At 71.0% G+C, this 23,245-nt stretch carries 21 protein-coding genes; 8 read left to right on the top strand and 13 right to left on the bottom strand.

Annotated elements, in window-relative coordinates; genetic code table 11:
• The first annotated feature begins 257 nt into the window (after positions 1-257).
• Both EAO75_RS24845 and EAO75_RS24840 read left to right on the top strand, forming a co-directional pair.
• On the top strand, positions 258-452 hold the full coding sequence (locus EAO75_RS24845) for a hypothetical protein (protein WP_004002760.1): 195 nt from the start codon (positions 258-260) through the stop codon (positions 450-452).
• Positions 453-492: 40 nt separating this feature from the next.
• The gene (locus tag EAO75_RS24840) at positions 493-2,124 is read left to right on the top strand and encodes an ATP-binding protein (RefSeq protein ID WP_147997243.1); all 1,632 of its coding nucleotides are present in this window, start codon (positions 493-495) and stop codon (positions 2,122-2,124) included.
• A 78-nt stretch (positions 2,125-2,202) separates the two neighbouring features.
• On the opposite strand, the gene EAO75_RS24835 is transcribed toward EAO75_RS24840, so the two are convergent.
• Positions 2,203-3,702: a PLP-dependent aminotransferase family protein gene (locus tag EAO75_RS24835; RefSeq protein ID WP_147997242.1), complete on the bottom strand. Its 1,500-nt coding sequence runs from the start codon at positions 3,700-3,702 to the stop codon at positions 2,203-2,205.
• Between the two features lie 64 nt (positions 3,703-3,766).
• On the opposite strand from EAO75_RS24835, the gene EAO75_RS24830 reads away from it, so the two are divergent.
• From EAO75_RS24830 to EAO75_RS24815, 4 genes are all read left to right on the top strand, one after another.
• On the top strand, positions 3,767-4,483 hold the full coding sequence (locus EAO75_RS24830; RefSeq protein WP_187284568.1) for a YczE/YyaS/YitT family protein: 717 nt from the start codon (positions 3,767-3,769) through the stop codon (positions 4,481-4,483).
• Complete coding sequence (locus tag EAO75_RS24825) at positions 4,480-5,250, top strand: glycerophosphodiester phosphodiesterase (protein WP_147997240.1); 771 nt, start codon at positions 4,480-4,482, stop codon at positions 5,248-5,250. Before EAO75_RS24830 ends, EAO75_RS24825 begins: the two co-directional genes overlap by 4 nt.
• A 56-nt stretch (positions 5,251-5,306) precedes the next feature.
• Positions 5,307-6,665: an MFS transporter gene (locus EAO75_RS24820; RefSeq protein WP_147997239.1), complete on the top strand. Its 1,359-nt coding sequence runs from the start codon at positions 5,307-5,309 to the stop codon at positions 6,663-6,665.
• Between the two features lie 278 nt (positions 6,666-6,943).
• Positions 6,944-7,318 carry an RNA polymerase-binding protein RbpA gene (locus EAO75_RS24815; RefSeq protein WP_003977404.1) on the top strand — a complete coding sequence of 125 codons (375 nt, stop codon included), beginning with the start codon at positions 6,944-6,946 and terminating at the stop codon, positions 7,316-7,318.
• A gap of 160 nt (positions 7,319-7,478) precedes the next feature.
• On the opposite strand, the gene fxsA is transcribed toward EAO75_RS24815, so the two are convergent.
• The 4 genes from fxsA to EAO75_RS24795 all read right to left on the bottom strand — a co-directional run bounded on the left by fxsA (position 7,479) and on the right by EAO75_RS24795 (position 11,613).
• Positions 7,479-8,033 carry an FxsA family membrane protein gene (fxsA, locus tag EAO75_RS24810; RefSeq protein WP_147997238.1) on the bottom strand — a complete coding sequence of 185 codons (555 nt, stop codon included), beginning with the start codon at positions 8,031-8,033 and terminating at the stop codon, positions 7,479-7,481.
• A 97-nt stretch (positions 8,034-8,130) separates the two neighbouring features.
• Positions 8,131-8,952, bottom strand: coding sequence for a polyprenol monophosphomannose synthase (locus EAO75_RS24805; RefSeq protein ID WP_147997237.1), 822 nt, complete (start codon positions 8,950-8,952; stop codon positions 8,131-8,133).
• 555 nt (positions 8,953-9,507) lie between these two features.
• On the bottom strand, positions 9,508-11,112 hold the full coding sequence (locus EAO75_RS24800) for an amidohydrolase (protein ID WP_147997236.1): 1,605 nt from the start codon (positions 11,110-11,112) through the stop codon (positions 9,508-9,510).
• Positions 11,113-11,172: 60 nt separating this feature from the next.
• Complete coding sequence (locus EAO75_RS24795; protein WP_147997235.1) at positions 11,173-11,613, bottom strand: Lrp/AsnC family transcriptional regulator; 441 nt, start codon at positions 11,611-11,613, stop codon at positions 11,173-11,175.
• A gap of 268 nt (positions 11,614-11,881) precedes the next feature.
• On the opposite strand from EAO75_RS24795, the gene EAO75_RS24790 reads away from it, so the two are divergent.
• Positions 11,882-12,322, top strand: a complete 441-nt coding sequence (locus EAO75_RS24790) for a hypothetical protein (RefSeq protein ID WP_147997234.1) — start codon at positions 11,882-11,884, stop codon at positions 12,320-12,322.
• Positions 12,323-12,347: 25 nt separating this feature from the next.
• On the opposite strand, the gene EAO75_RS24785 is transcribed toward EAO75_RS24790, so the two are convergent.
• From EAO75_RS24785 to EAO75_RS24770, 3 genes are all read right to left on the bottom strand, one after another.
• Positions 12,348-13,442 carry a phosphotransferase family protein gene (locus EAO75_RS24785; RefSeq protein WP_410092485.1) on the bottom strand — a complete coding sequence of 365 codons (1,095 nt, stop codon included), beginning with the start codon at positions 13,440-13,442 and terminating at the stop codon, positions 12,348-12,350.
• Between the two features lie 309 nt (positions 13,443-13,751).
• On the bottom strand, positions 13,752-14,792 hold the full coding sequence (locus tag EAO75_RS24780) for a hypothetical protein (RefSeq protein ID WP_147998056.1): 1,041 nt from the start codon (positions 14,790-14,792) through the stop codon (positions 13,752-13,754).
• A 417-nt stretch (positions 14,793-15,209) separates the two neighbouring features.
• A complete protein-coding gene (locus EAO75_RS24770) occupies positions 15,210-16,382 on the bottom strand; it encodes an acyl-CoA dehydrogenase family protein (RefSeq protein ID WP_147997232.1) in 1,173 nt (390 codons plus the stop codon).
• Between the two features lie 334 nt (positions 16,383-16,716).
• Between EAO75_RS24770 and EAO75_RS24765 the strand changes: the two genes are divergently transcribed.
• Positions 16,717-17,955: a glycoside hydrolase family 18 protein gene (locus EAO75_RS24765; protein ID WP_147997231.1), complete on the top strand. Its 1,239-nt coding sequence runs from the start codon at positions 16,717-16,719 to the stop codon at positions 17,953-17,955.
• 64 nt (positions 17,956-18,019) lie between these two features.
• Here the strand turns inward: EAO75_RS24765 and EAO75_RS24760 are convergent, their stop codons facing one another.
• The 5 genes from EAO75_RS24760 to EAO75_RS24740 form a co-directional block, all read right to left on the bottom strand.
• Positions 18,020-18,679 (bottom strand): TetR/AcrR family transcriptional regulator, encoded by a 660-nt coding sequence (locus EAO75_RS24760; protein WP_147997230.1) that lies wholly within the window; start codon positions 18,677-18,679, stop codon positions 18,020-18,022.
• A gap of 146 nt (positions 18,680-18,825) precedes the next feature.
• Positions 18,826-18,966 (bottom strand): SCO1431 family membrane protein, encoded by a 141-nt coding sequence (locus EAO75_RS24755; RefSeq protein ID WP_147997229.1) that lies wholly within the window; start codon positions 18,964-18,966, stop codon positions 18,826-18,828.
• 46 nt (positions 18,967-19,012) lie between these two features.
• Positions 19,013-20,386, bottom strand: coding sequence for a peptidase C39 family protein (locus tag EAO75_RS24750; RefSeq protein ID WP_147997228.1), 1,374 nt, complete (start codon positions 20,384-20,386; stop codon positions 19,013-19,015).
• Between the two features lie 245 nt (positions 20,387-20,631).
• On the bottom strand, positions 20,632-22,086 hold the full coding sequence (locus EAO75_RS24745) for an amino acid permease (protein ID WP_261989394.1): 1,455 nt from the start codon (positions 22,084-22,086) through the stop codon (positions 20,632-20,634).
• Positions 22,087-22,210: 124 nt separating this feature from the next.
• Positions 22,211-23,164 carry a hypothetical protein gene (locus EAO75_RS24740; protein WP_187284567.1) on the bottom strand — a complete coding sequence of 318 codons (954 nt, stop codon included), beginning with the start codon at positions 23,162-23,164 and terminating at the stop codon, positions 22,211-22,213.
• Positions 23,165-23,245: the final 81 nt, after the last annotated feature.

The raw sequence follows: 23,245 nt of genomic DNA, 5'->3' as shown, positions 1-23,245 counted from the left end.
CGGCCGGCGAGCGGTGCTCGGCCGTACGAGTGATTCGCCAGCGTACTGGCTAGCGCGGCACATGACCCGATGCGCCCGAGGCAAAGATCATCGCAGACACAGCCGGACACGACACCCAAGCTCATCCGTTCAAAGACACTCCGCCACCTGGGGGAAATTCGCCGAATTTCACCCAGTTGCACCTTTTATCGTATGGATACATCCTGTGAGCCTGGAAGTACTCATGGTGACTGTCCCCACAATCCAGGAGCACTCACATGATCCTCTCCATCTCAGGCGTCGTTCTGCTCGGCATCGTCGTCTTCATCTTCTTCCGCAAGGACGGGCTGAAGGCGTCGCACGCCCTGATCTCGGCCCTGTTCGGCTTCTATCTGGCAAGCACGGCCATCGCCCCGAGCATCAAGGCCGGCGGCGAGAGCCTTGCGAGCCTCCTGGGCGGCATCCAGTTCTGACGCCGCCCCACCCGCCCGTACGCACCTGTAGGAGACAGCAGTGGCCCGCCGCCCCCTCCCCCGCATCCTGAGCACAGGCAGCGCGCAGATCGCCCGGAGCCGGGATCTGGCCCGGGCGCAGTTCGCCCGAAGCCGGGAGCTGGCCCGGACGGCGAGCGACAGCGCCTCTGACGTCCTCCATCCACTGATCACGATCACCCGTGGTCTGCGCCGGCTGGCCTCGGCCGGGCGGCGCAGATGGGCCGAGACCCCCAAGGACAAGCGCGGTCCGCTGCTGTTCCTGGTGGCCTCGGTGATCCTGGTCGTGGCGCTCGTTCCGTACGGGCCGCTGCTCGCCGTCATCACCCTGATGGCGGCGGCAGCCTGGCAGGGCCGGGACCGGGGTCCGTCGACTCCCGAGGGCCCCGACGAGTCCCAGCTGGAGCGGCTGAGGGCGCTGTACGAGGCGCTGGTCCCGTACTTCTCCGCGGCCGAGGACCCGGCACCGCTGTACACCCACGGCGGCGAGTGGGAGAAGGCCTTCCCCGAGTACGACTTCGACGGCACGGGCCGGGTCAGCCGGCTCCTCGTCCGCTACCCCGCCTACTTCACCGACGGCGAGGCGCAGGCCCGCGCGCGGATCGAGCACCTGCTGACGACGAAGTCCGGCCGCGGCCGGGAGTACCACTTCGACTGGGACGAGGAGGGCAACGAGCTCACGGTCAGCGTCCTCGCTCCGCTGCCCACCGACATCGCCGCCCAGCGCTTCGTCACGGCCCCCGGCGAGACGGTCCTCGGCTTCACCGACCCGAGCCGGACGCAGCGCACGCTGCCCCTCACCCATGGTGTGGAGCAGCGCGACGTACCCCCGGTCGTCTGGCGCACCGGCATCCGCTCCACCGAGCCGCACCTGCTGGTCATGGGCCAGCCGGGCACCGGCACCTCGACCCTGCTGCGCTCCATCGCGCTCCAGGCCCTCCAGTACGGCGACGTCGTCATCGTCGAGGGCGGCAGCACCGGCGAGTACGCCTGCCTGACCGGACGGGACGGCGTCCTGGCCGTCGAGTGCGGGCTGGCCGGGGCGATCGCCAGCATGGAGTGGGCGGCGACCGAGACGGAGCGGCGCCTGATCGCCGTGAACCGGGCCCGGCAGGCCGGCAACCCGCCGCCGGACGACACCAAGCGCCCGTTGTGGCTCCTGCTGGACCGCCCGACCGCGTTCTCCCACCTCGCCTCGACGGACGGCCGCCGGGACCCGCAATCGCTGCTCCAGGTGCCCCTCCGGCACGGCCGCGCGGCGAACGTCACGGTGGTCGTGGCCGAGCAGTGGGACGCCATGGACGCGCTGTCCGACGCGGTACGGCAGCACACACGCGCGCGTGTCGTGCTCGGCGCCGCGACGGCCCAGCAACTGGAGTCGGCCCTGGGCGCCCCTCCGCACACCACACCGGTCGCCGACGTGCCGCCCGGCCGGGGCTATGCCCGCCTCGGCACCGGCGCCGTCCACCGCCTTCAGGTCCCGGCGACTCCGGACCCCTACGACGACGCGACGAGCGACGCCCACCGCCAGGCCGTACTGGAGCTGCTGCCGGAGCGGACGACGCCGGTGGAGGTGGAGGCGCTGCCGAAGATGGCGAAGCCGCAGCAGCCGGAGCCGGTACCGGCGGAGGCTGTCGTGGCCGAGACCTCATAGCACCTGTCGGACTTCACAGCGCCGGTCGCAGCCGCGCGGACCGAGTGCCGTCCCACAGGCCGGCGCCCCCGACGTCGTTCACGCCACGAACGGCCTCGCCGCATCGCCGCCCCCGGAAACCCCGCTCTCCACCAGCCGAGCCGCCGCGGCCAATCTCACCGCGGCCTCCTCCGCCACGGCGCCCCCCACGGTGAACGGCAGCCGCACATACCCCTCGAAGGCCCCGTCCACCCCGAAGCGAGGCCCGGACGGCACCCGAACCCCCACCCGCTCCCCCACTTCCGCGAGCCGCGAGCCCGACAGGCCGCCCGTGCGCACCCACAGCGTGAGTCCGCCCTGCGGCACCTCGAACTCCCACTCGGGCAGCTCCCGTCGGACGGCCGTGACGAGCGCGTCCCGGTTCTCGCGGGCCTGCGCACGCCGCAGGTCCACCGCCTGCTCCCAACCTCCCGTGCCGAACAGCCAGTTCACTGCCAGCTGCTCCAGCACGGGCGTACCCAGGTCGGCGTAGGCGCGCGCCGCCACCAGACTGCGGATCACATCAGGAGCCGCCCGCACCCAGCCGATCCGCATCCCCGCCCAGAAGGCCTTGCTGGCCGAGCCGACGGTGATCACGGTCGACCCGGCGGGGTCGAAGGCGCAGACGGCCCGCGGCATGTCCAGGTCAGGGTCGAGCCACAGCTCGCTCATCGTCTCGTCGGCGACCAGCACCGTCCCCGCCGACCGTGCCGAGTCGACCAGCCTGCGCCGCTGGTCCTCGTCGGCCAGCGCCCCGGTCGGGTTGTGGAAGTCGGCGACGACGTAGGCGAGCCGGGGCGCGGCCTCCCGCAGCACCTGCCGCCAGCGGTCCACGTCCCAGCCGGCCAGTCCCCCGGCCATGGCGACGGGCACGAGCCGGGCGCCCGCCTCCCGCATCAACTGGAGGATGTTGGCGTACGACGGCGACTCGACGGCGATCCGCTCCCCGCGCCCCGCGAACAGATGGCAGATCGCGTCCATGGCGCCCATCGCCCCGGTCGTCACCATGATCTGCTCGGGCATGGTCGGAATCCCGCGCTGCGTGTACCGGTCGGCGATCATCGACCGCAGCGCGGGCAGCCCGGCCGGATAGTCGCCGTGGGTGTGGGCGTACGGCGGCAGCTCCTCCAGGGCGCCCTGGACGGCACGGGTCAGCCACGGCTCGGGCGCGGGCAGCGCCGCGGTGCCCAGGTCGATGACCGAGCCGAGCGCCTCGGGCGGCAGCGGTTCCAGCCCGCGCGCGGGCAGGGGGTTCCCGGCCGGTACGGCGGTCCAGCTGCCGGCTCCCCGCCGCGACTCCAGGAACCCCTCACTGCGCAGGGCCTCGTAGGCTGCGGCCACCGTCGTACGGCTCACGGACAGCGCGAGGGCCAGTTCCCGCTCGGCGGGCAGCCGCGCGGCCACCGGGACGCGGCCCTCCAGGACGAGCAGCCGGATGCCGTCGGCCAGCGCCCGGTAAGCGGGCGGGCGTTTGCTGCCGGGCCCGGCCGGGCGATCCTGCTGGGAGGTGAGGAGCCGGGCGAGCTGCGCGGCCCCCACCGCGGAAGTCCACTGCGCCATGATTTCCAGTCCACCTTCTCCGAATTGGCCATGGATGGCATTGCAACCCAAGCCACAGGGTGTCATGCATCAGGCCACTACCACCACAGGGGGGCACGTCTTGTCCACGCAGGGACGTCTCACACAGCGGCTCACGCAGGGGCATCTCGTACGGCGGCTGGCACAGCTCTACCTCGGGCTCGCGCTGTACGGCGTGAGCTCGGCACTGCTCGTCGAGGCAGGCCTGGGCCTGGAGCCCTGGAACGTGCTGCACCAGGGCCTCGCCGAGCTCACCGGCCTCACGATCGGCGTCGTCTCGATCATCATCGGCGCGGCGGTGCTGCTCCTGTGGATCCCGTTGCGCCAGCGCCCGGGGCTCGGCACCGTCTCCAACGTCTTCGTGGTCGGCATCGCCCTGGACGGCGCCCTCGCCCTGCTCCCCGAGGCGCACTCCCTTGCCGTGCGGATCCCCCTGCTCGTGGCCGGAATCCTGCTCAACGGCGCGGCCACCGGCCTGTACATCGCCGCCCGCTTCGGCCCCGGGCCCCGGGACGGCCTGATGACCGGCCTGCACCAGCGCACCGGCCGCTCGATCCGCCTGATGCGTACGGCCGTCGAGGTCGCGGTCGTGGTGACCGGCTTCGCCCTGGGCGGCACCGTCGGCGTGGGCACCCTCCTGTATGCGGTGTCGATCGGCCCGCTCGCCCAGCTCTTCCTGCGCGTGTTCGCCGTTCCCCCGGCATCGGACGGCAGCACGGTCGTTGCCACCGGGCAACCCCGGCGCGCGATACTGCGTCCGTGAGCACCACGCGGATACGCCACCCCTACCTCGACCACCCCGGCCCCATCCCCTTCGCCCACCGGGGCGGGGCGGCGGACGGCCTGGAGAACACCGCGCTGCAGTTCCGGCGGGCGGTCGAAACGGGCTACCGGTACATCGAGACCGACGTCCACAGCACCCGCGACGGCAAGCTCGTCGCCTTCCACGACTCGACCCTGGACCGGGTGACGGACGGAGCGGGCCGGATCGCCGACCTGCCCTGGGACGACGTACGGCAGGCGCGCGTGGCCGGCAAGGAGCCGGTGCCCCTCTTCGAGGAGCTCCTGGAGACCTTCCCCGAGGTGCGCTGGAACGTCGACCTCAAGGCGGAGCCGGCCCTGCACCCGTTCCTGGAGCTGATCGAGCGCACGAACGCCTGGGACCGCATCTGCGTCGGCTCCTTCTCCGAGGCCCGTGTCATCCGCGCCCAGCGCCTGGCCGGCCCGCGTCTTGCGACGTCGTACGGCACCCGGGGCGTCCTCAACCTGCGGCTGCGCTCCTGGGGAGTGCCGGCCGCGCTGCGCCGTTCGGCGGTCGCCGCCCAGGTGCCCGAGGCCCAGTCCGGCATCCAGGTGGTGGACCGGCGCTTCGTACGGGCCGCCCACGCGCGCGGGCTCCAGGTGCACGTGTGGACCATCAATGATCCCGATGCGATGCACCGGCTCCTGGACCTGGGAGTCGATGGCATCATGACCGATCACATCGACACGTTGCGCAAGGTCATGGAGGACCGGGGCGTCTGGGTCTGACCCGATCTCCGGCGCCGCCCTCGCGCGGGATCATCACGGGGAAGCGAGGGCACGGGGTGGGCACCGATACCGTGCGAACCGAGGCGGCCGACGAGGCCGCGGGGCGGCGGCGCGAGCAGCGCGGCTGGTACTTCTACGACTGGGCCTGCTCCGTCTACTCGACGAGCGTGCTCACCGTGTTCCTGGGCCCGTATCTGACGTCGGTCGCCGAGGAGGCCGCGGACGCGGACGGATTCGTCCACCCTTTGGGCATCCCGGTGCGTGCGGGCTCGTTCTTCGCCTACTCGGTGTCCCTGTCGGTCATCGTGGCCGTTCTGGTAATGCCCCTGGTGGGCGCCGCCGCCGACCGCACCGGCCGCAAGAAGCCCCTGCTCGCGATCGCCGCCTATGTGGGAGCGGCCGCCACCACGGCCATGTTCTTCCTGGGCGGCGAGCGCTATCTGCTCGGTGGCGTCCTGCTGATCGTGGCCAACGCGGCCCAGTCGGTCGCGATGATGCTCTACAACTCCTACCTTCCGCAGATCGCCCCGCCCGAGGAGCGCGACGCGGTCTCCTCCCGGGGCTGGGCCTTCGGTTACGCGTCGGGCTCGCTGATGCTGATCATGAACCTGGTCCTGTACCTGGCGCACGACTCCTTCGGCGTCTCGGAGAGCACTGCCGTGCGCATCTGTCTGGCGTCGGCGGGCCTGTGGTGGGGTGCGTTCGCGATCATCCCGCTCCGGCGGCTGCGCGACCGCCGGTCCACCGGCGAGCGGACCGGGAAGCCGCCGGGCGCGATGGGCTTCAGGCAGCTCGCGGCAACCATCCGCGACATGCGCCGCCACCCGCTGACGCTCGCCTTCCTGCTCGCCTACCTGATCTACAACGACGGCATCCAGACGGTGATCTCCCAGGCGRCGATCTACGGCTCCGAGGAACTGGGCCTCGGGCAGTCCACACTGATCGGCGCCGTGCTGCTGGTCCAGGTGCTGGCGGTGGCGGGAGCGCTGGGGATGGGGCGGCTGGCCCGGATCTACGGCGCCAAGCGGACGATCCTCGGCTCGCTGATCGCGTGGACGGTGACGCTGGCGGCCGGGTACTTCCTGCCGGCCGGGGCGCCGGTCTGGTTCTTCGTGCTCGCGTCCGGCATCGGGCTGGTCCTGGGCGGCAGCCAGGCCCTGTCCCGGTCCCTGTTCTCGCACCTCGTCCCTCCGGGGAAAGAGGCGGAGTACTTCTCGGCGTACGAGCTCAGCGACCGCGGTATGAGCTGGCTGGGGCCACTGCTGTTCGGGCTCACCTACCAGCTGACCGGAAGCTATCGGGACGCGATCATCTCCCTGGTGGCCTTCTTCATCATCGGATTCGCCCTGCTCGCGAGGGTTCCGGTGCGCCGGGCGATCAGCGACGCGGGGAACCCGGTGCCGACAACGATTTAGCGTTCCGAGTGAAAGGGCGGTAGTGTACGCGTTTGGCCTGCCAGGCGTACCGTTACTGCGCGTCAAAGATGCCGAAACGCTGGGTTACATCTGCTAGCAGATGTGACAAACCGGGCGCCGGTGGGTACGACATTGGTCAGCAAGGCTGCGGCTACGACGGCGACGCACGACCCGGAACGTGACGCGGAACGGGAATCTTTACCGCCGACCGGACGTTGACCGGATGACGACGACAGCGACACCTGTCCTGTGGGCGACAAGCCCGGGAGGCACGATTCATGAGTGAGCGAGCTCTTCGCGGCACGCGCCTCGTGGTGACCAGCTACGAGACGGACCGCGGCATCGACCTGGCCCCGCGCCAGGCCGTGGAGTACGCATGCGAGAAGGGGCACCGGTTTGAGATGCCCTTCTCGGTCGAGGCGGAGATTCCGCCGGAGTGGGAGTGCAAGGTCTGCGGGGCCCAAGCACTCCTCGTGGACGGCGATGGCCCTGAAGAAAAGAAGGCCAAGCCCGCGCGTACACATTGGGACATGCTGATGGAGCGGCGTACCCGCGAGGAACTCGAAGAGGTCCTCGAGGAACGTCTTGCGGTACTGCGCTCCGGGGCGATGAACATCGCGGTTCACCCCCGGGACAGCCGCAAGTCCGCATAGTCCCAGCGCGGCTTGGGTGGACTTACCAGGTAACGCGTACAACCGCGGGCGCCGTACGTCATCACGACGTACGGCGCCCGCGGTTTCGTGTGCCCGGATCCGGGCGGGACCCGGCACTCGGCGTTCGTGTGCGGGGCTCAGCCCGGCACGGAAGCGGGGCTCAGCCCATCAGCGGCGGCCGCGGCTCCTGCGGGGCGTCCCCCGGCTCGTCCCGGATGACCTCACCCTGCACGACCTTGCCGTCGGGGCGGTGAATCCGAGCCTGCTGAAAGGCGTCGCCGAACGAACCGGAGCCCGCCTCGCGGAGCTTGCGGTCGAAGGTCCGCTCGGCGTACCCGCTCAGGGCCTTCTGGACCGGCGGGATCAGCAGGAGCAGGCCCACCGCGTCCGAGATCAGGCCCGGCAGCATGATCAGCAGGCCGCCCAGCATCATCAGACCGTTGCCGCCGCCGCTCGCCGGGGTGCCGCCGCGCTGCAGCGCCTCGTTCAGCGCCTGGAAGGCCCGCCGGCCCGCTCGCTTGATCACCACGGAGCCGAGCACGAGACCGGCGAGAAGCAGCAGGAACACCGTGAGCCCGCCCACCGCGTCCGCGACGACGGTCAGCAGCCAGATCTCCAGCACAAGCCACGCGGCGATGCCTAGCGGCAGGAAGGTACGCAGCCGGGAACGCCGGGGCCGGGCGGGATACGTCGGGGTCGGTGCGCCACTCGTCATGCGTCCAGTGTGCCTGGGCCCGGCTCAGAGCGGGATAAGCGGACGGCCGACGCCTGAACCGCGCACACGGGTCGGCGCCCGCCGTGCGGTCCCGGAGCTACGTCTGGGACGGCGGCTGCGACGGTGAGGACTGCTTGGAGCGGCCCAGCAGCTTGCCCACCCGCTCCTGCGCCCCCCAGGTCGTGACCCGCCACAGCGCCTCGACCAGGATGTCGCGGCTCATCTTCGAGTCACCGAGCTCCCGCTCGACGAAGGTGATCGGCACCTCGACGACGTGATAGCCGGCCTTGACCGCGCGGCGGGCGAGGTCGACCTGGAAGCAGTAGCCCTGGGAGGCCACGTCGTCCAGGCCGAGGCCTTCCAGCGTCTCGCGGCGGAAGGCGCGGTAGCCGCCGGTGATGTCGCGCAGCGGCAGGTCCAGGGCGACGCGGGAGTACAGGCTGCCGCCGCGGGAGATGAACTCCCGGGACTTGGGCCAGTTCACGACCCGGCCGCCGGGCACCCAGCGGGAGCCGAGCACGAGGTCGGCGCCCTTGAGGGCGGTCAGCAGGCGGGGCAGTTCCTCGGGCTGGTGGGAGCCGTCGGCGTCCATCTCGATCAGGACGCCGTAGTCGTGCTCGATGCCCCAGCGGAAGCCCGCGAGGTAGGCCGCGCCGAGGCCCTCCTTGCCCTTGCGGTGCAGGACCTGGACATGGTCGTCCTCGACGGCCAGTTCGTCCGCGAGCTTGCCGGTGCCGTCGGGGCTGTTATCGTCGGCCACCAGCACGTGGGCGTCCGGCACCGCCTTGCGGACCCGGCCGACGATGCTCTTGATGTTCTCCGCCTCGTTGTAGGTCGGAATGATCACCAACGCCGTGCCGAGCGGCCCGAACCGCCTCCCGCGGTCCTGTGCCCCGGTGGTCCCGTCGCCGTCGTTCACTGCTGCCCCTTCACTTCCGTACGCAGACGTCCACCATAGTGGGCGCGGCCTGCGCTGACGTGACAGCACGTTCGTATGCCGGTGTCGATTCCACAAGAGCGAAGCAAGTGCGGGTTTTGCGTGACCGTACGCTGGTGCGGTCCTGCTGCGGATGGGGGCCCGGCGCCCTTCGGGCCGACCTGGGACCCGCTGGCTGCGGATCGACCGAAAGCCGTTGTCTACTGAGCGCCCGGGCCCCACCCGGGTCACACCTCCCCGACCGGCCGGAAAGTTCCGTCGTCGCCGCGCGAGCGCTGAGCCTGGCTCCCAGTGGCGGTGCCCGGTGCGGCACACCGTCCCTGACCCAGCGGCGTTGCGACGGGTTCCCGGAAGTTCCGCGGTTGTCCGGTCGGGCGTCCGGTGGTGGACTCGGCCGAACCTACCGGCCTCGGGCCTCCGCCTGTCAACAGCCGTTTGACCTGCGACTTTTCTCCGCTATCGCTGGTCAACGCAGAGGATGCGCAGGTCGCGCGACGGGGCGGCGCGCGATGATCGGGTTCGCGCCACCCCGGGAGATCACTCGCCCGGCCGTACGAAGACCGTTCGTCCGCCCACCACCGTGCGCAGGCAGACCGGCAGGTCGCGGCCCGGGGTCAGATCGGGCAGGCCGGGGGTGCCGGAGCGCGGGTCGGTGGACCAGCGCGCGACCCGGTCGTCGGGTGCCTGGACCACCAGTTCGTCGGTGCGCCACACGGCGTAGTCGGCGGGTGCGCCCGGCACGAGGACGCCCGCGTCGTCGCGCCCGATCGCCCGCCAGCCGCCGCGCGTGTGCGCCGTGAACGCGGCGCGCACCGACACCCGGTGCTCGGGCGTGTGGTGGAAGGCCGCCGCGCGGACGGTGCCCCAGGGGTCGAGGGGGGTGACCGGGCTGTCGGAGCCGAAGGCGAGCGGGACTCCCGCGCGCAGCAGGGCCGCGAAGGGGTTCAGTGAGCGGGCGCGTTCGGCGCCGAGGCGCGTCACGTACATCCCCTCCTCGCCGCCCCACAGCGCGTCGAAGGCGGGCTGCACGGAGGCGGTCAGGCCCAGTTCGGCGAAGGCCGCGACGGTGTCGGGGGAGAGCATCTCGGCGTGCTCGACCCGGTGCCGGGCGGCGCGGACCCGGGCAAGGCCGACCTTCCCTGCGGCGGAGCGCACGCCCTCCACGACGGCGGTCACGGCGGCGTCGCCGATCGCGTGGAAGCCCGCCTGGAGGCCGGCCTCGGTGCACGCGGTGACATGGGCGGCGACGGCGCCCGCGTCCAGGTAGGCGGTGCCGGTGTGGGCGGCGTCGGCGTACGGCTGGTGCAGACAGGCGGTGTGCGAGCCGAGGGCGCCGTCGACGAAGAGGTCACCGGCCGCGCCGAGCGCGCCGAGCTCACGCGCCTTCGTCACGTCCTGCTCGGCCCAGTAGCCGACGACCCGTGGCCCGGCCTCCTCGGCGGCGAGCCGGACCAGGCCGGTGAAGTCGTCCTCGGAGGAGATGTCCGGCCCGCCGCATTCATGGACGGTGCCGATCCCGAGGGAGGCGGCGTGCGCCAGAGCGGCCCGCTGGCCCTCGACGCGCTGGGCCGGGGTGATGGAGGCCAGCGCGGTCGCGCGCACCGCATGGTGGGCGCCGGCGACGAGCGGGGCGTCCACGGCGCCGAGGTCGCCCGGCGTCATGTCGAGCAGGGCTGTGGTGACGACCGCCGAGTGCACGTCGATCCGGGACAGGTACAGCGGGCGGTTTCCGGTGGCCTCGTCCAGCTCGGCGCGCGTCGGCGGGCGGCCGCCGGGCCAGCGGGAGGCGTCCCAGCCGTGGCCGAGCAGGACGCGGTCGTCCGGCCGGGCGGCGGCGAAGTCCCGTACGAGGGCGAGGGCCGTCTCCAGGGACGGGGCGCCGGACAGGTCGAGGCCGGTCAGGGCGAGGCCCGTTGCGGTGGTGTGCACATGGGCGTCGGTGAACGCGGGGGTGACCAGGGCACCGTCCAGATCGACGACCTCGTCCACACCGTCCGCGAAGGCGTCGGCGGCCCCCTCGGACCCGACCCAGGCGACCTGGCCGCGCTCCACGACCATCGCGGTGGCGAAGGGGTCGGCGGGGCTGTGGACTTCGCCTCGGCGCAGGAGGACGGTCTTCGGCTGGGCGGTGGACTCACTCATGGGGAACAGTCTCGCGCCTGCCCAGGGCGCCCGGCGGACGGGGGTCCGCCGCGGTGACGCTCAGACCATGGGCGGCCGTGCCTCGTAGGGCGTGGACAGCACCACGGTCGTCCGGGTGGAGACCCCCGCCAGCGAACGCACCCGGGCCAGCAGTTCCTCGAGTTCGTGCGGCGTGGCCACGCGCACCTTGAGGATGTAGTTCTCGTCGCCGGCCACGCTGTGGCAGGCCTCGATCTCGGGCACGTCGGCGAGCCGGTCCGCGATGTCGTCGGGGGCGCTGGGGTCGAACGGTTTCACCGAGATGAAGGCCGTCATGGGCAGCCCCACGGCCTCCGGATCGACGACCGCGGCATAGCCGCGGATGACGCCGCGCTGCTCCAGCCGGCGCACCCGCTGGTGCACGGCCGACGTGGACAGGCCGGTGGCCTTGCCCAGGTCGGTGTAACTCATCCGCCCGTCCTTGACGAGCAGCTGCACGATTTGTCGGTCCAGCTCCTCCATGGCGCAAGAACCTACAGTGCTGCTGATCTCCTCGGATACCTCAGCAGCCCAGGTCATGCCCGGTTTGTGATCTGGCCGGCCGTCGGCTGTGCGCGGCCTGAGGGACAAACCGGCCGCCATGGGCACCTGCGGGCGGCATGTGACGAAGGCCACAGTCCCCGAACAGGCTCCGTGATGTACCCGTGATTAATGCCGAGGACAGGCGGGAAGTGCTTGCTGTGGTCGAGGCCGCAGTGCCGTCACGGCCCAGCCCGAGGGGGAGAATCCCATGCAGAGTCTTAAGCGCCCTGGTCGTACCACGCCCAAGCGGCCGCAACTGGTCGTCGAGCCCGCTCCGGAGGGCGTCGAACCCGACGCCCTGGAGGACGACGACGAACTCGACGCGTACGACACCTTCGAGATGTACCGGGTGATCTGCCCGGACTGCGCGCAGCCCATCGCCCTGCTGGCGGACGAGGAGGTCCTGCCGGAGCACGCGCTGTGCGCCTCGCCGTGGAACCCGTTCGGGCTCACGGTCTGCGCCGGTACGGGTCGCAGGGCCGCCGAGGCCCGCTCCGCCGACGAGTCGACGGAGCCCCAGGAGCAGGACACCGCCCTGCTGTTGACGCTCCCTCAGGGGCTCGACTGGCGGACGCAGCCCTTCTCGCACGTCGGCGGCCCGGGCTCACGCCCCATCAGGGTCCCGGTCATGCGGCGCCAGGCCGCCTGAGCGCAGGCCGCCCTTCGCGCGTCGCTCAATTCCAGTAGCTGCCCTGCACCATGGCTCGCAGGCTGCCGTGGTGCAGGATCAGTGTGTCCGGGTCCGCCGGTACGGCCACTTCGCCGAAGTGCGCCTGGCGGTAGGCGATCCGCAGCATGACGACGGCGTGCCGCAGGGCGGCGTAGAGCGTGTAGAAGTCCATGTCGCGCGGGGTGTGGCCGGTGAGGTCGGCGTAGCGGGTCTCGACGCGGTCGCGGCGGAGGAACTCCGGTAGTCCGCGCTGTCCGAAGGCGACCGTGAGGTCGTGGAAGAACCGGTGCAGGTAGATGGTCCAGCCGAGGTCGACCTCGCGCGGGGCCAGTGCCGCCATCTCCCAGTCCAGGACGGCCGCGGGGGCGAACCCGTCGTAGACGATGTTTCCGATGCGTGCGTCGCCCCAGTTGAGGACGGGCGTGCCCGGATCGCGCGGCCAGAGGTCCTCCAGGCGGTCGAACGCGTCCTCGATCAGCGGTGAGCGGGCGAGTCCGTCAACCACCCATTCGTAGTAAGCGCGTTGGGCCGTGACGTGCCGCCGCAGGGCGTCCCCCTCACCGGGCAGGGCGAGGAACTCGGCCTGCCGCGACGGAACTTGGTCGTGCAGCCGGGCAAGCAGCGCGATCGTCGCCGCCTCCAGCCGCTCGCGTTCCTCGTCGCTCGCCGCGTGCAGCCAGTTGCCCTGGTAGGTGTACGGCATGACATCCGGCGGCACGCGCCCCTCGACGCGCTCCATGACGAAGAAGGGCGCACCCAGCGGACCGGGGTCCTCCTCCAGCCACAGCGCCCTCGGCACGGGCAGATCCGTGTGCTCGGCCACGACACGCATCGTCCGGTACTGGCGCGGCATGTCGTACACCGGGAAGACGGTGTAGGCCGCCGGGTCGGCCGCGAGCCGCAACGCGCAGGCACGCACGGGCGGTTCGGGGTGATCGATCTCGAAGAGCAGGGTCTCGCTGGACAGGCCGTTCGACTCGGGGACGGTGACGCCGACCGCCTGCGCCCCGGGCAGCCGGGTGCGCAGCCAGGCGGTGAGGCGGCGGGTGATCTCCTGCGGGTCCCGGGTGCTGGTGCGCGGGCGCGGCGGCACGGGCAGATCCGTGTGCTCGGCCACGACACGCATCGTCCGGTACTGGCGCGGCATGTCGTACACCGGGAAGACGGTGTAGGCCGCCGGGTCGGCCGCGAGCCGCAACGCGCAGGCACGCACGGGCGGTTCGGGGTGATCGATCTCGAAGAGCAGGGTCTCGCTGGACAGGCCGTTCGACTCGGGGACGGTGACGCCGACCGCCTGCGCCCCGGGCAGCCGGGTGCGCAGCCAGGCGGTGAGGCGGCGGGTGATCTCCTGCGGGTCCCGGGTGCTGGTGCGCGGGCGCGGTGCCGTGGCTGCCATGACGCAAACCCCCTAAGGTGCGGGCGACTTGAAGTCCGTGAAGCCGCTCGGGTCGTGACGCCCGAACGAGCCGTGCTCGAAGATGCCGTGGCCGATCCGCCCGTCCAGCCGGAAGCGCGCGGCGTGGTCGGTGACGCCGTACGCGGCCAGGGGGTGGGCCTCGGTGAGGTCGTAGGTGCGCCGGTCGGTCCAGCCGCGCCCGCGCCAGGTGCCGTGCTGCCAGTCGTCGGCGGGCGGGTAGCCGGCGCCGACGGCGAGCGGGGAGGAGGTGAGGATCTCCACCTCCAGTTCCTGCGGCTTGCGGACGTCTCCGAGGTGGATGAGGGCGCGTTCGGGGTGGCGGGTGCCGGGGCGGTAGGTGATCTCGGCCTGGGGCCAGCCGAGTTGGCGGTCGCGCCGGCCCGGGTGGACCAGCGTCGCCTCGTTCAGCGAGCGGTGCCCGTCCGCGTCCTCCTGGACGATCACCATCAGGAACCGGTCCTCGAAACGGACCGGGCACCATATCCAGTGGAAGCCCTCGGTCGGATGCTCCTGGGCGATACGTCCGCCCTCCTCCCCCGGAATGGGCCGCACGCCCCAGCTGCGGTCCCTGGTGCCGGTCCACTCGGCGGCGGTGACCCGGAACTCCTCTCCGGCGGCGCGGATCACGCCCGTCACGCTCCCGGCCTGCACGAAGCGACGCCCTTCGAGGGTGAGCCGGTCGCCGCGGCGCTGGACGTGATGGGGTTCCCACAGGGCCGGGAAGTCCGCGGTCCAGGAGAGGTCGTACGAGAGGGTGTCGTCGTCGCACACGAGGCGCAGCCGGCGCAGCGGCTCCTCCACCTCGATCCTCAGCGGGCCGACGGCGAGCCGCATCCGGTCGTCGCCGAGCGCGTCGGAGGCCCGTACGGCGTGCAGGGTGTCCCCCACCCGCAGGGTCGCGTACGCGTCGATCACCCCGGCGTTCGGATACACCCCGAGACCGAGGATGAGCAGGGCACGCCCCCGGTGGTCGAGCACGTGGAAGATGCAGCGGTCGTAGGCGTTCCGGTCGCCGGTCGCGACGTGCTTCATGGACAGGGGGACCTGGTGCACCGGGTACTCGTCGAGCGGTACCGGGCGGTCGTCGTCGGCCACGGCAAACCTCCCTGGACGCGGGCTGGGCTGACGGTACGTCAGACAGCCTCGGGTGACCAGAGTGGGAGCCGGACAACGGTGAACTCACGCCCGAATCCGACGGGCGGTGACTTGTCCCCCCGCCTCCGCGTTGCCCTGATATGCCCCACACCTACTACGGGACCGGGCCCCAGCACCGCGTCTTCGTCCCCCGGCCCGCAGGAACGCTTCAGCCGCCCGCACCCCCGCAGCCGCCGGATCCGCCGATCTACCGGGATCTGATGCGGACGTGGGCGGACCGGGGCCGCACCCTGCCCGGGCACCACGACCCGGAGTGGATCCGGCTCGCGGCGCCGACGGTCAAGCACGGCCAGTTCAGCGCCCTTCGGGACCAGCTAGGTGACGGGCGATGACCATCCGCTGAATCTGGTTCGTGCCCTCGACGATCTGCAGGACCTTGGCCTCGCGCATGTAGCGCTCGGCCGGGAAGTCCGCGGTGTAGCCGTACCCGCCGAGGATCTGGACGGCATCGGTGGTGACCTTCATCGCCGTGTCGGTGCAGTGCAGCTTGGCCATCGCCGCCTGCTTGGCGAAGGGCCGGCCGGCGTCGCGCAGCCGTGCCGCCGCCAGATACAGCGCGCGGCCCGCCTCGATCTGGGTCGCCATGTCGGCGAGCATGAAGCGCAGGCCCTGGAAGTCGGCGATCGGCTTGCCGAACTGCCGACGCTCGGTCGCGTACTCGACCGCCTCGTCGAGCGCCGCCTGGGCGACGCCGATCGCGCAGGCCGCGATGCCGAGCCGGCCGGAGTCGAGCGCGGACAGGGCGATGGCGAAGCCCTGGCCCTCGTCGCCGAGGCGCCGGTCGTCGCCGACCCGGACGCCGTCGAAGTGGACCTGAGCGGTGGGCGATCCCTTCATGCCCATCTTCTTCTCGGGCGCCGCCGCGCTCAGCCCGGCCGCGTCACCGGGCACCAGGAACGCGGTGATCCCACGCGGGCCGTCCTCGCCGGTGCGGGCCATGACGGTGTAGTAGTCGGCGATGCCGCCGTGCGTGATCCAGGCCTTGGTCCCGTTGATCACCCACCCGTCGCCCTCGCGCACCGCCTTGGTCCGCAGGGAGGCCGCGTCCGAACCGGACGACGGCTCGGAGAGGCAGTACGCGCCGAGGAGCCCGCCGCCGAGCATCGCGGGGAGGTGCTCGACCTGCTGCTGCTTGCTGCCGTAGGTGGCCAGGGCGTAGGAGGCCAGGGTGTGCACGCTGACCCCGAGGCCCACGGTGAGGCGGACCGCGGCGAGCTCTTCGAGGACCTGGAGGTAGACCTCGTAGGGCTGGTCGCCGCCGCCGTACTCGGAGTCGTACGGCAGGCCGAGCAGTCCGGACTCGGAGAGCAGGGTGAAGACCTCGCGCGGGAAGCGTCCCGCGTCCTCCTCCTCGGCCGCCTTCGGGGCGATCTCGCGCTGCGCGATGTCGCGGACGAGCGAGATCAGATCCCGGGCCTCGTCCGTGGGCAGTTGACGGTCCACCGGCTGCGGGGCGCGGTCGGGCATGGCGACGATCCTCCCTGTCGGGCACGTCGGCGGACGTACGCCTTGGGTGGGGCGGCTCCGCCGGGTCTCACTGGTGCCGGGCCGATGCTCGCATTCCCGGGTCTCGGAAGCTGCTGACCAGCGGCTGTGCGCTGTGAGTATGCCCGATCGGAGGCATCGAGTCACCAGTTAACGACCGCTCACTCAAAGAAGTGTCCAGCAAGTTATCCGCGTCGCCGAAATTGGTCCGAACCATTGACGTACTGGTCTAGTCCTCCTACGGTGACGGATCAACGCATCAGCGCGTTCATGCCAATCGGAGCATGCTCCCCTCTCCCCCACGAGGAGACACCCGATGCACATCTCGCACCGCCCCCGCAACGGCTTCCGGGCGCTCGTGTCCGCCGCCTGCGCGGCCGTCCTCGGCGCCGGACTGCTCGCCGGCGCGGGCACCGCAACCGCCGAACCCGCCTCCTCCCCGAAGCTGGCCGCCGGCTCCAAGGTCGTCGGCTACTTCACCGAATGGGGGACCTACGACCGCAAGTACTACGTCAAGAACATCGAGACCTCGGGCTCGGCGGCCAAGCTGACCCACATCAACTACGCCTTCGGCAATGTCACCGGCGGCAAGTGCGCGATCGGCGACTCCTACGCCGCGACCGAACGCACCTACACCGCCGCCGAGTCGGTGGACGGCGTCGCCGACACCTGGGACCAGCCGCTGCGCGGCACCTTCAACCAGCTGCGTGAGCTCAAGAAGAAGCACCCGGGCCTGAAGGTGCTGTGGTCCTTCGGCGGCTGGACCTGGTCGACCGGCTTCGGCGAGGCCGCGCGCAACCCGGCCGCGTTCGCCCAGTCCTGCTACGACCTGGTCGAGAACTCCAAGTGGGCCGATGTCTTCGACGGCATCGACATCGACTGGGAGTACCCGAACGCCTGCGGCGCCACCTGTGACACCAGCGGCCGTGAGGCCTTCAAGAACCTGATGTCGGCGGTGCGCGCCAAGTTCGGCTCCGGCAACCTGGTCACCGCGGCGATCACGGCCGACGCCACCAGCGGCGGCAAGATCGACGCGGCGAACTACGCGGGCGCGGCACAGTACGTCGACTGGTACAACCCGATGACGTACGACTTCTTCGGAGCCTGGGACGCGACCGGTCCGACGGCTCCGCACTCGGCACTGAACTCCTACTCCGGCATCCCGAAGGCGGACTTCCACAGCTCGGCGACCATCGCCAAGCTCAAGGGCCTCGGCATCCCGTCGTCCAAACTGCTGCTCGGCATCGGCTTCTACGGCCGCGGCTGGACCGGCGTCACCCAGGCGGCGCCCGGCGGTACCGCGACCGGTGCGGCAGCCGGCACCTACGAGGCGGGCATCGAGGACTACAAGGTGCTCAAGACCAAGTGCCCCTCGACCGGGACGGTGGGCGGCACCGCGTACGCCAAGTGCGGGAGCAACTGGTGGAGTTACGACACCCCCGCCACCATCGGCACGAAGATGGCGTACAAGAACCAGCAGTCGCTGGGCGGGACCTTCTTCTGGGAACTGAGCGGGGACACGGCGAACGGTGAGCTGATCAAGGCGATCAACTAGCCGGTCCCACGGGGGGCTTGGGGCGGAGGACCACGAGACCTCCGCCCCATGCGCATGCCCTGGGTCAGTCGTCCCGGCGGGCCGGCTCCGGGGCCCGGTAGGAGGGGTCGAGCTCCTCGATGGAGCGCATGGTGCCGCCGAGCATCTTCACCAGCAGCTCGCGCATGGTGTCCCGGGGCAGCTCGGGGCGGTCTATCCAGTCGAGGGTGGCGCCCTCCACGCTGCACACCCAGGCGAGCAGACCCATGTGGGCCAGCGGGGCGATGTCGCTGCGGCCGTACGCCCCCTCGGCGAGGGTCGCGACGATCGCCTCGCGCACGCCGTCCCGGATAGCGTGCACCTCGGTGTCGAAGCCGACGCCGCCGCTGACGATGGTGCGGTAGGCGGCCTGGTTGTGCTCGGCGTAGCGCAGGTAGCTGTCGATCGTGCGGTGGACCCGGTCCACCGCATCCAGTTCGATGCCGCTCGCCGCGTAGGTGACCAGGTCGGCGACGGAGTCCTGGATGATCGCCAGGTAATAGCCGCGCTTGGACTGGAAGTAGTAGTAGATGAGCCCCTTGGCGACATGGGCCTGGCGTGCGATGTCGTCCATGGAAAGCGCGTCGTACGACGTGTCGGCGAACAGCTTGCGCCCGATGGCGATGAGTTCGGCACGGCGCGCCACCGAACGTTCGGTGCCGCGTGCCCGGGGACGGGCCGCGTCGCGCTGTTGACTAATATTCAATTTAGACCCTGTTGTTCAACGGGGGGCGGGACATCCGCAGTATGTCAGACCTTCACCAGCCGCCTGTTCGAGTCTGATCGGCTCTGACGGACCCGTCGACAACAGGGTCGGGATATGTCCGCACAAAGGCTTCTGTGTGGGTCAGGTCACAGCAGACCGAGCTGCGTGACGAGCATCGCGACCACCACGACGAGGGTCCAGCCCATGGCGTGCTCGAAGATCTTCGGGCCGTCTTCCTTGGGGCCTCCGGTGCGGACCCGGTCGGCCGTGGATGAGTGCGCGGTCATATGCCCACCTTGCCATCGGAGACGGCTTTTGCGGCGGAGACCTTGCTCACAGGACTCCCACGGCCGCGAGCGCCGCGCGCTGGCGCGGGGTCGGGCACGCCGGGAAGTAGAGGTAGCAGATGCCGCCGGTGCCGGAGACCACCTTGCCGGCGGCGTTGTACCGCTTGGTCCGCAGCCAGATGTTTTCCCACTCGCGCCGCTTGTAGACCCGCCGCACCGCGTCGTTGCTCGATGAGTTCGGGTCGTTGGCGATCACGTCGCCGTCGGCGGTGAAGCCGATGACCGTCATCAGATGCCCGGCGGTGCCGTACCCCGCCCCGGTCAGCTCCTCCTTGAGGAAGGACTGGGACGTTATGGCCGGGATGCCGGCCGCGATCAGCGTCTCCAGCTCGGTGAGCGAGCCGAGCCGGGTGACGACACCCTGCATGTCCTCGAAGGTGGCCGCGTAGGCGGCGTTGAACGGCCAGTTCCCGCAGCCCTCGTACTGGTAGTCGAAGCAGAACCGGGCCGCGTGGCAGACCTGCGGGTCGGCGAACGCCGGGTCGACCCAGGCCAGCTGCTCCGGGGTGAGACGGCTGCCCCAGTACTCGACGATCATCTGCGAGGAGGTGGGGCTGCACCATGCCTCGCCGCCGTTGTCGTACTCGGGGTACTGGCCGACGTGGGTCTCCTGCGAGTAGCGCGGGACGGTCAGCTCCTGGGCGAGGCCGGGAGCGGAGGCCGGGACGGTGAAGCGGTCGGGGACGTCGGAGCCCATCGCGCCGACCCGSCAGACCTTGGGGGTGATCACCGTGCCGGGCGTCCGGTACAGCGTCAGCCGCAGCCGGTACGCGGTCAGGCGCAGCCCGGTCGCCGGGTCGTCGATCGCGAACGTGTCCGTCCAGACGCTGCTCCTGCCGTCGCTCTGGTCGTCGACCGAGGTCCGCCGGATGTCCTGGTCACCGGCCGCCCAGCGGCCCAGGACGTACCAGGGGGTGGCGGCGCCGTCCGAATACGTCCCCTCGAGTTCGATCTGGAGCCAGGTGCCGTCGGGGGTGTGCGCGTTCCAGGACGCGATCGCCTCGGTCGCGGGCACGCGGAGCCGGTGGACCGGGGAGGTCCAGGTCGCGTACTCCCAGCGCGCGGTCCGGCCGGTGTGGGGGTCCGTGTAGTCGATGACGCCTGCCGGCGCGGCGATCACGATGCCGGGGCGGTAGCCCGCGACGGCTCGGGTGCCGTCGGCGGTCCCGCCCCGCCAGTCCGTGAACGTGGTCCAGGCACGGTTGTCGACCGTGGGGGCGACGGCCTCACCAGGGGGCACGGGGTCGGCGGCGGTCTCGGCGGGGCTGTCGGCGGCGGCCGGGCCCACGCCACCGGCGACGGCTGCGGCGACCGCGGCGGCGAGGACGGTTCTGCGGGACGGCTCTTCGGCTCTGCTCATGGCGGATGACCCCCAGGTGTCCGAGTCGGGCGGATCCTGTGCACGGCTGTCCGCCAACTATGAACGCAAGGGCCAGCCTCTGCCAGCACTTCGGTCCCTGGCGTGGCTACGAATATTGGTGTCGACCACTGGCATCAACGGGAGCGGCCGAGCACGCCAACCACCGTACGGACAGGGCGAGATGAAGGGATCGGCGCCCGGTGCACACCGTCGTGACGGCAGGCACCGGGGCCGATGACGGATCGTCAGACCAGGTCCATCGCCGCGACCTCGTCGGGCCGGCCGTAGCTGACCGGGCCGTGGAAGCGGCGGCGGGCGGTGGTGAACCACCACACCGTGGCCACGGCCAGGACCACGCCCAGGGCGACCGGCGCGTAATTGAAGGAGTCGACGGTGACCGGCGACGCCTGCGGCAGCATGAACAGGACACTGCTGAGCAGGATCCAGGTCACCGCGACGATCCCGACCGGCCGTCCCCAGCGGCCCAGATGCCAGGGCCCCGGCTGGAAATCGTCGCCGAGCCGCAGCCTCAGCAGGATCGGAACGGCATAGGCGAGGAAGAGCCCGACGACGTTCACGCTGACGATGGCCGTGAACGCCGTGTGCGACCACCAGCCGGGTACCACCAGCGTCAGCGAGCAGCCGACCGCCAGCCACACCGCCTTGACGGGGGTGCGGGTGCGCGGCGACACCGAGTGCCACCAGCGTGAACCGGGCATCGCGCCGTCCCGGGAGAAGGCGAAGATCTGCCGGGTGTTGCTGGTGAGATTGGCCAGGCCGCAGAAGAGCATCGCGCCGATCACGATCAGCAGCAGCGCCTTCGCCGTGCCCAGTCCGAGCCCGTCGATGAGGATCTGCACGGGCGGTGCGTCGGCGCCCGCCACCCGGTCGTAGTCGCGAATGCTGTAGACCAATGCGAGCATCAGCAGCAGTCCCGCGATTGCCGAGTAAGCGATCGCCCGCGTGATCCCCCTAGGGGCGTTGACCGTCGCCCGGACCGTTTCCTCGGACATGTGGAAGCTGCCGTCGAAGCCGGTGAAGGTCCAGCTGGTGACCAGCAGTCCGAGCATCCCTCCGTAAAGGCCGCTAGTGAAACCGGTGTTGTTCGCGAAATGCGTGACATACGAGGCCGATTGATGGTGATCGGGAATGACGGTCAGTGCGGTCACGATGACCACGAGTCCACTGAGCAGCCACCAGACGGAGATCCTGTTCAGTACGGCGACCAGCTGCACCGTGTAGGTGTTGGCGAGCCCCTGCACCACGATGACCAGCGCCGTGATCAGCACCGTCCGGTGCCCGGTCGGCTCGTACGAGGGCCACTGGAGGGCGATGAAGGCCTGGATGAAGGTGGCCGCCGCGTACCCGGTGGCGGCTGTGCCACCCACCTGGCCCACGAAGTTCAGCCAGCCGGTGTACCAGGACCAAGCGCCCTTGTGGCGTTTGGCGAGTTTCCCGGCGGAGAAATACAGCGCGCCGCTCGTCGGATAGGCCGAGGCGACTTCCGCCATCGCTGCTCCCACGAAGAGCACCATGACGGAGACACCGATCCAGCCGAAGACGAGAATGCTCGGGCCGCCCGCGTTCAGACCGAAACCGAAGCCCGAGAAGATACCCGAGATGATGTTGATGATGGTGAACGAGATGGCGAAATTGTCGAACGCCTGAAAGCGACGCGTGAGTTTTCTCGGATAACCCATCGCATGCAGCGTGGCGTCGTCGTCCAGTGCGGTCGGATCCACTCCCCCGCGCGCTCGGGCACGCGGTGCGGATATCCGGTGTGACACAGGCCGGACCTTTCTCTCGGTGGGGGGTTGTGGCACGTCAGGCGCCCGGCACCGGCAGCCCGCAGGCGCGGCGCGCCCGGGACAGCTGCTCGGCCGGGTCACCGAAGACGGACCAGGGCATGCGCGAGGCGAAGGGCCCCATCGCCGTGAACACGGCGCGGGCCTGCGCCTCGCACCCGCCCATGACCAGGGCATGCGCGAGGTAGGCCAGGTCGAGGACGGGAGTGAAGGGGTAGCCGGCCACCACGGGCAGCCAGTTCTGGTGGATGTCCAGGGCGGTGGAGCGCCACTGCGGCTGCTCCCAGACGCGGTCGGCGAGCAGCCGGGTGGGGTCGTAGCACTCGACCAGGGCGACGAGCGGGAGCAGGCGCAGCGGCGAGTCTGCGGGCGCCCGCTGGCCGAGGAAGGCGGCGACGTCCCAGGCGCCGGTCACCGAGCCGCCGTACCGGGGGAAGAAGCAGGCCAGAAATCGGTGGTGGGCCTCGCGGTGCCAGGGGTCGAGCGACAGGACGTGCGCGAACAGGCGCCACGGCCCGGGCGGTGCGGTGAGCAGCCCGCGCGGCGCCTGGTCGCGCAGCCGGTGCAGCCGGGCCATGGCCAGCTTGGCCACCCAGGGTGTGGGATCGCCGGGGTCCGCGGTCGTGGCCCGCTCGCAGGCGGCCAGCGCTATCCGCTCCAGCGCATCGGTGCGCGGGTCACGGTCGTCGGCCGCGCGCAGCGCCCTCAGCACGGCGACACGCGCCCACATCAGGGCCGCCTCGGGACCGGGCTCCTCCGTCAGCCAGCGCTCGACGAGGTCGGAGTCGGCGGCCTCCGAGGCGAGCACGAGGGAGCGGTGGGCACGCAGCAGGAAGTCACCGCGGGTTTCGGCCAGGGCGTCGCGGGCGCTCAGATATCGCCCCGCCCGGACATCGACGCATACGCTCGCCAGCACGCGGTCGTCGGCCGCCGGATGCCACACATACTGCCCTTCGAATAACCCCGCGGCCATGTGTCCCAGCCCATCCCCGTTACGTCACCTCACAGTTGCGCCACTGGCACCTTACTCAGCGTGGGCCTCAACCGGAACGCG

This window comes from Streptomyces sp. UW30 (genome assembly GCF_008042075.1).
Taxonomy (GTDB): Bacteria; Actinomycetota; Actinomycetes; order Streptomycetales; family Streptomycetaceae; genus Streptomyces.
Note: the sequence above shows the minus strand (reverse complement) of the source record. Positions and strands in the feature narration are given on the sequence as shown.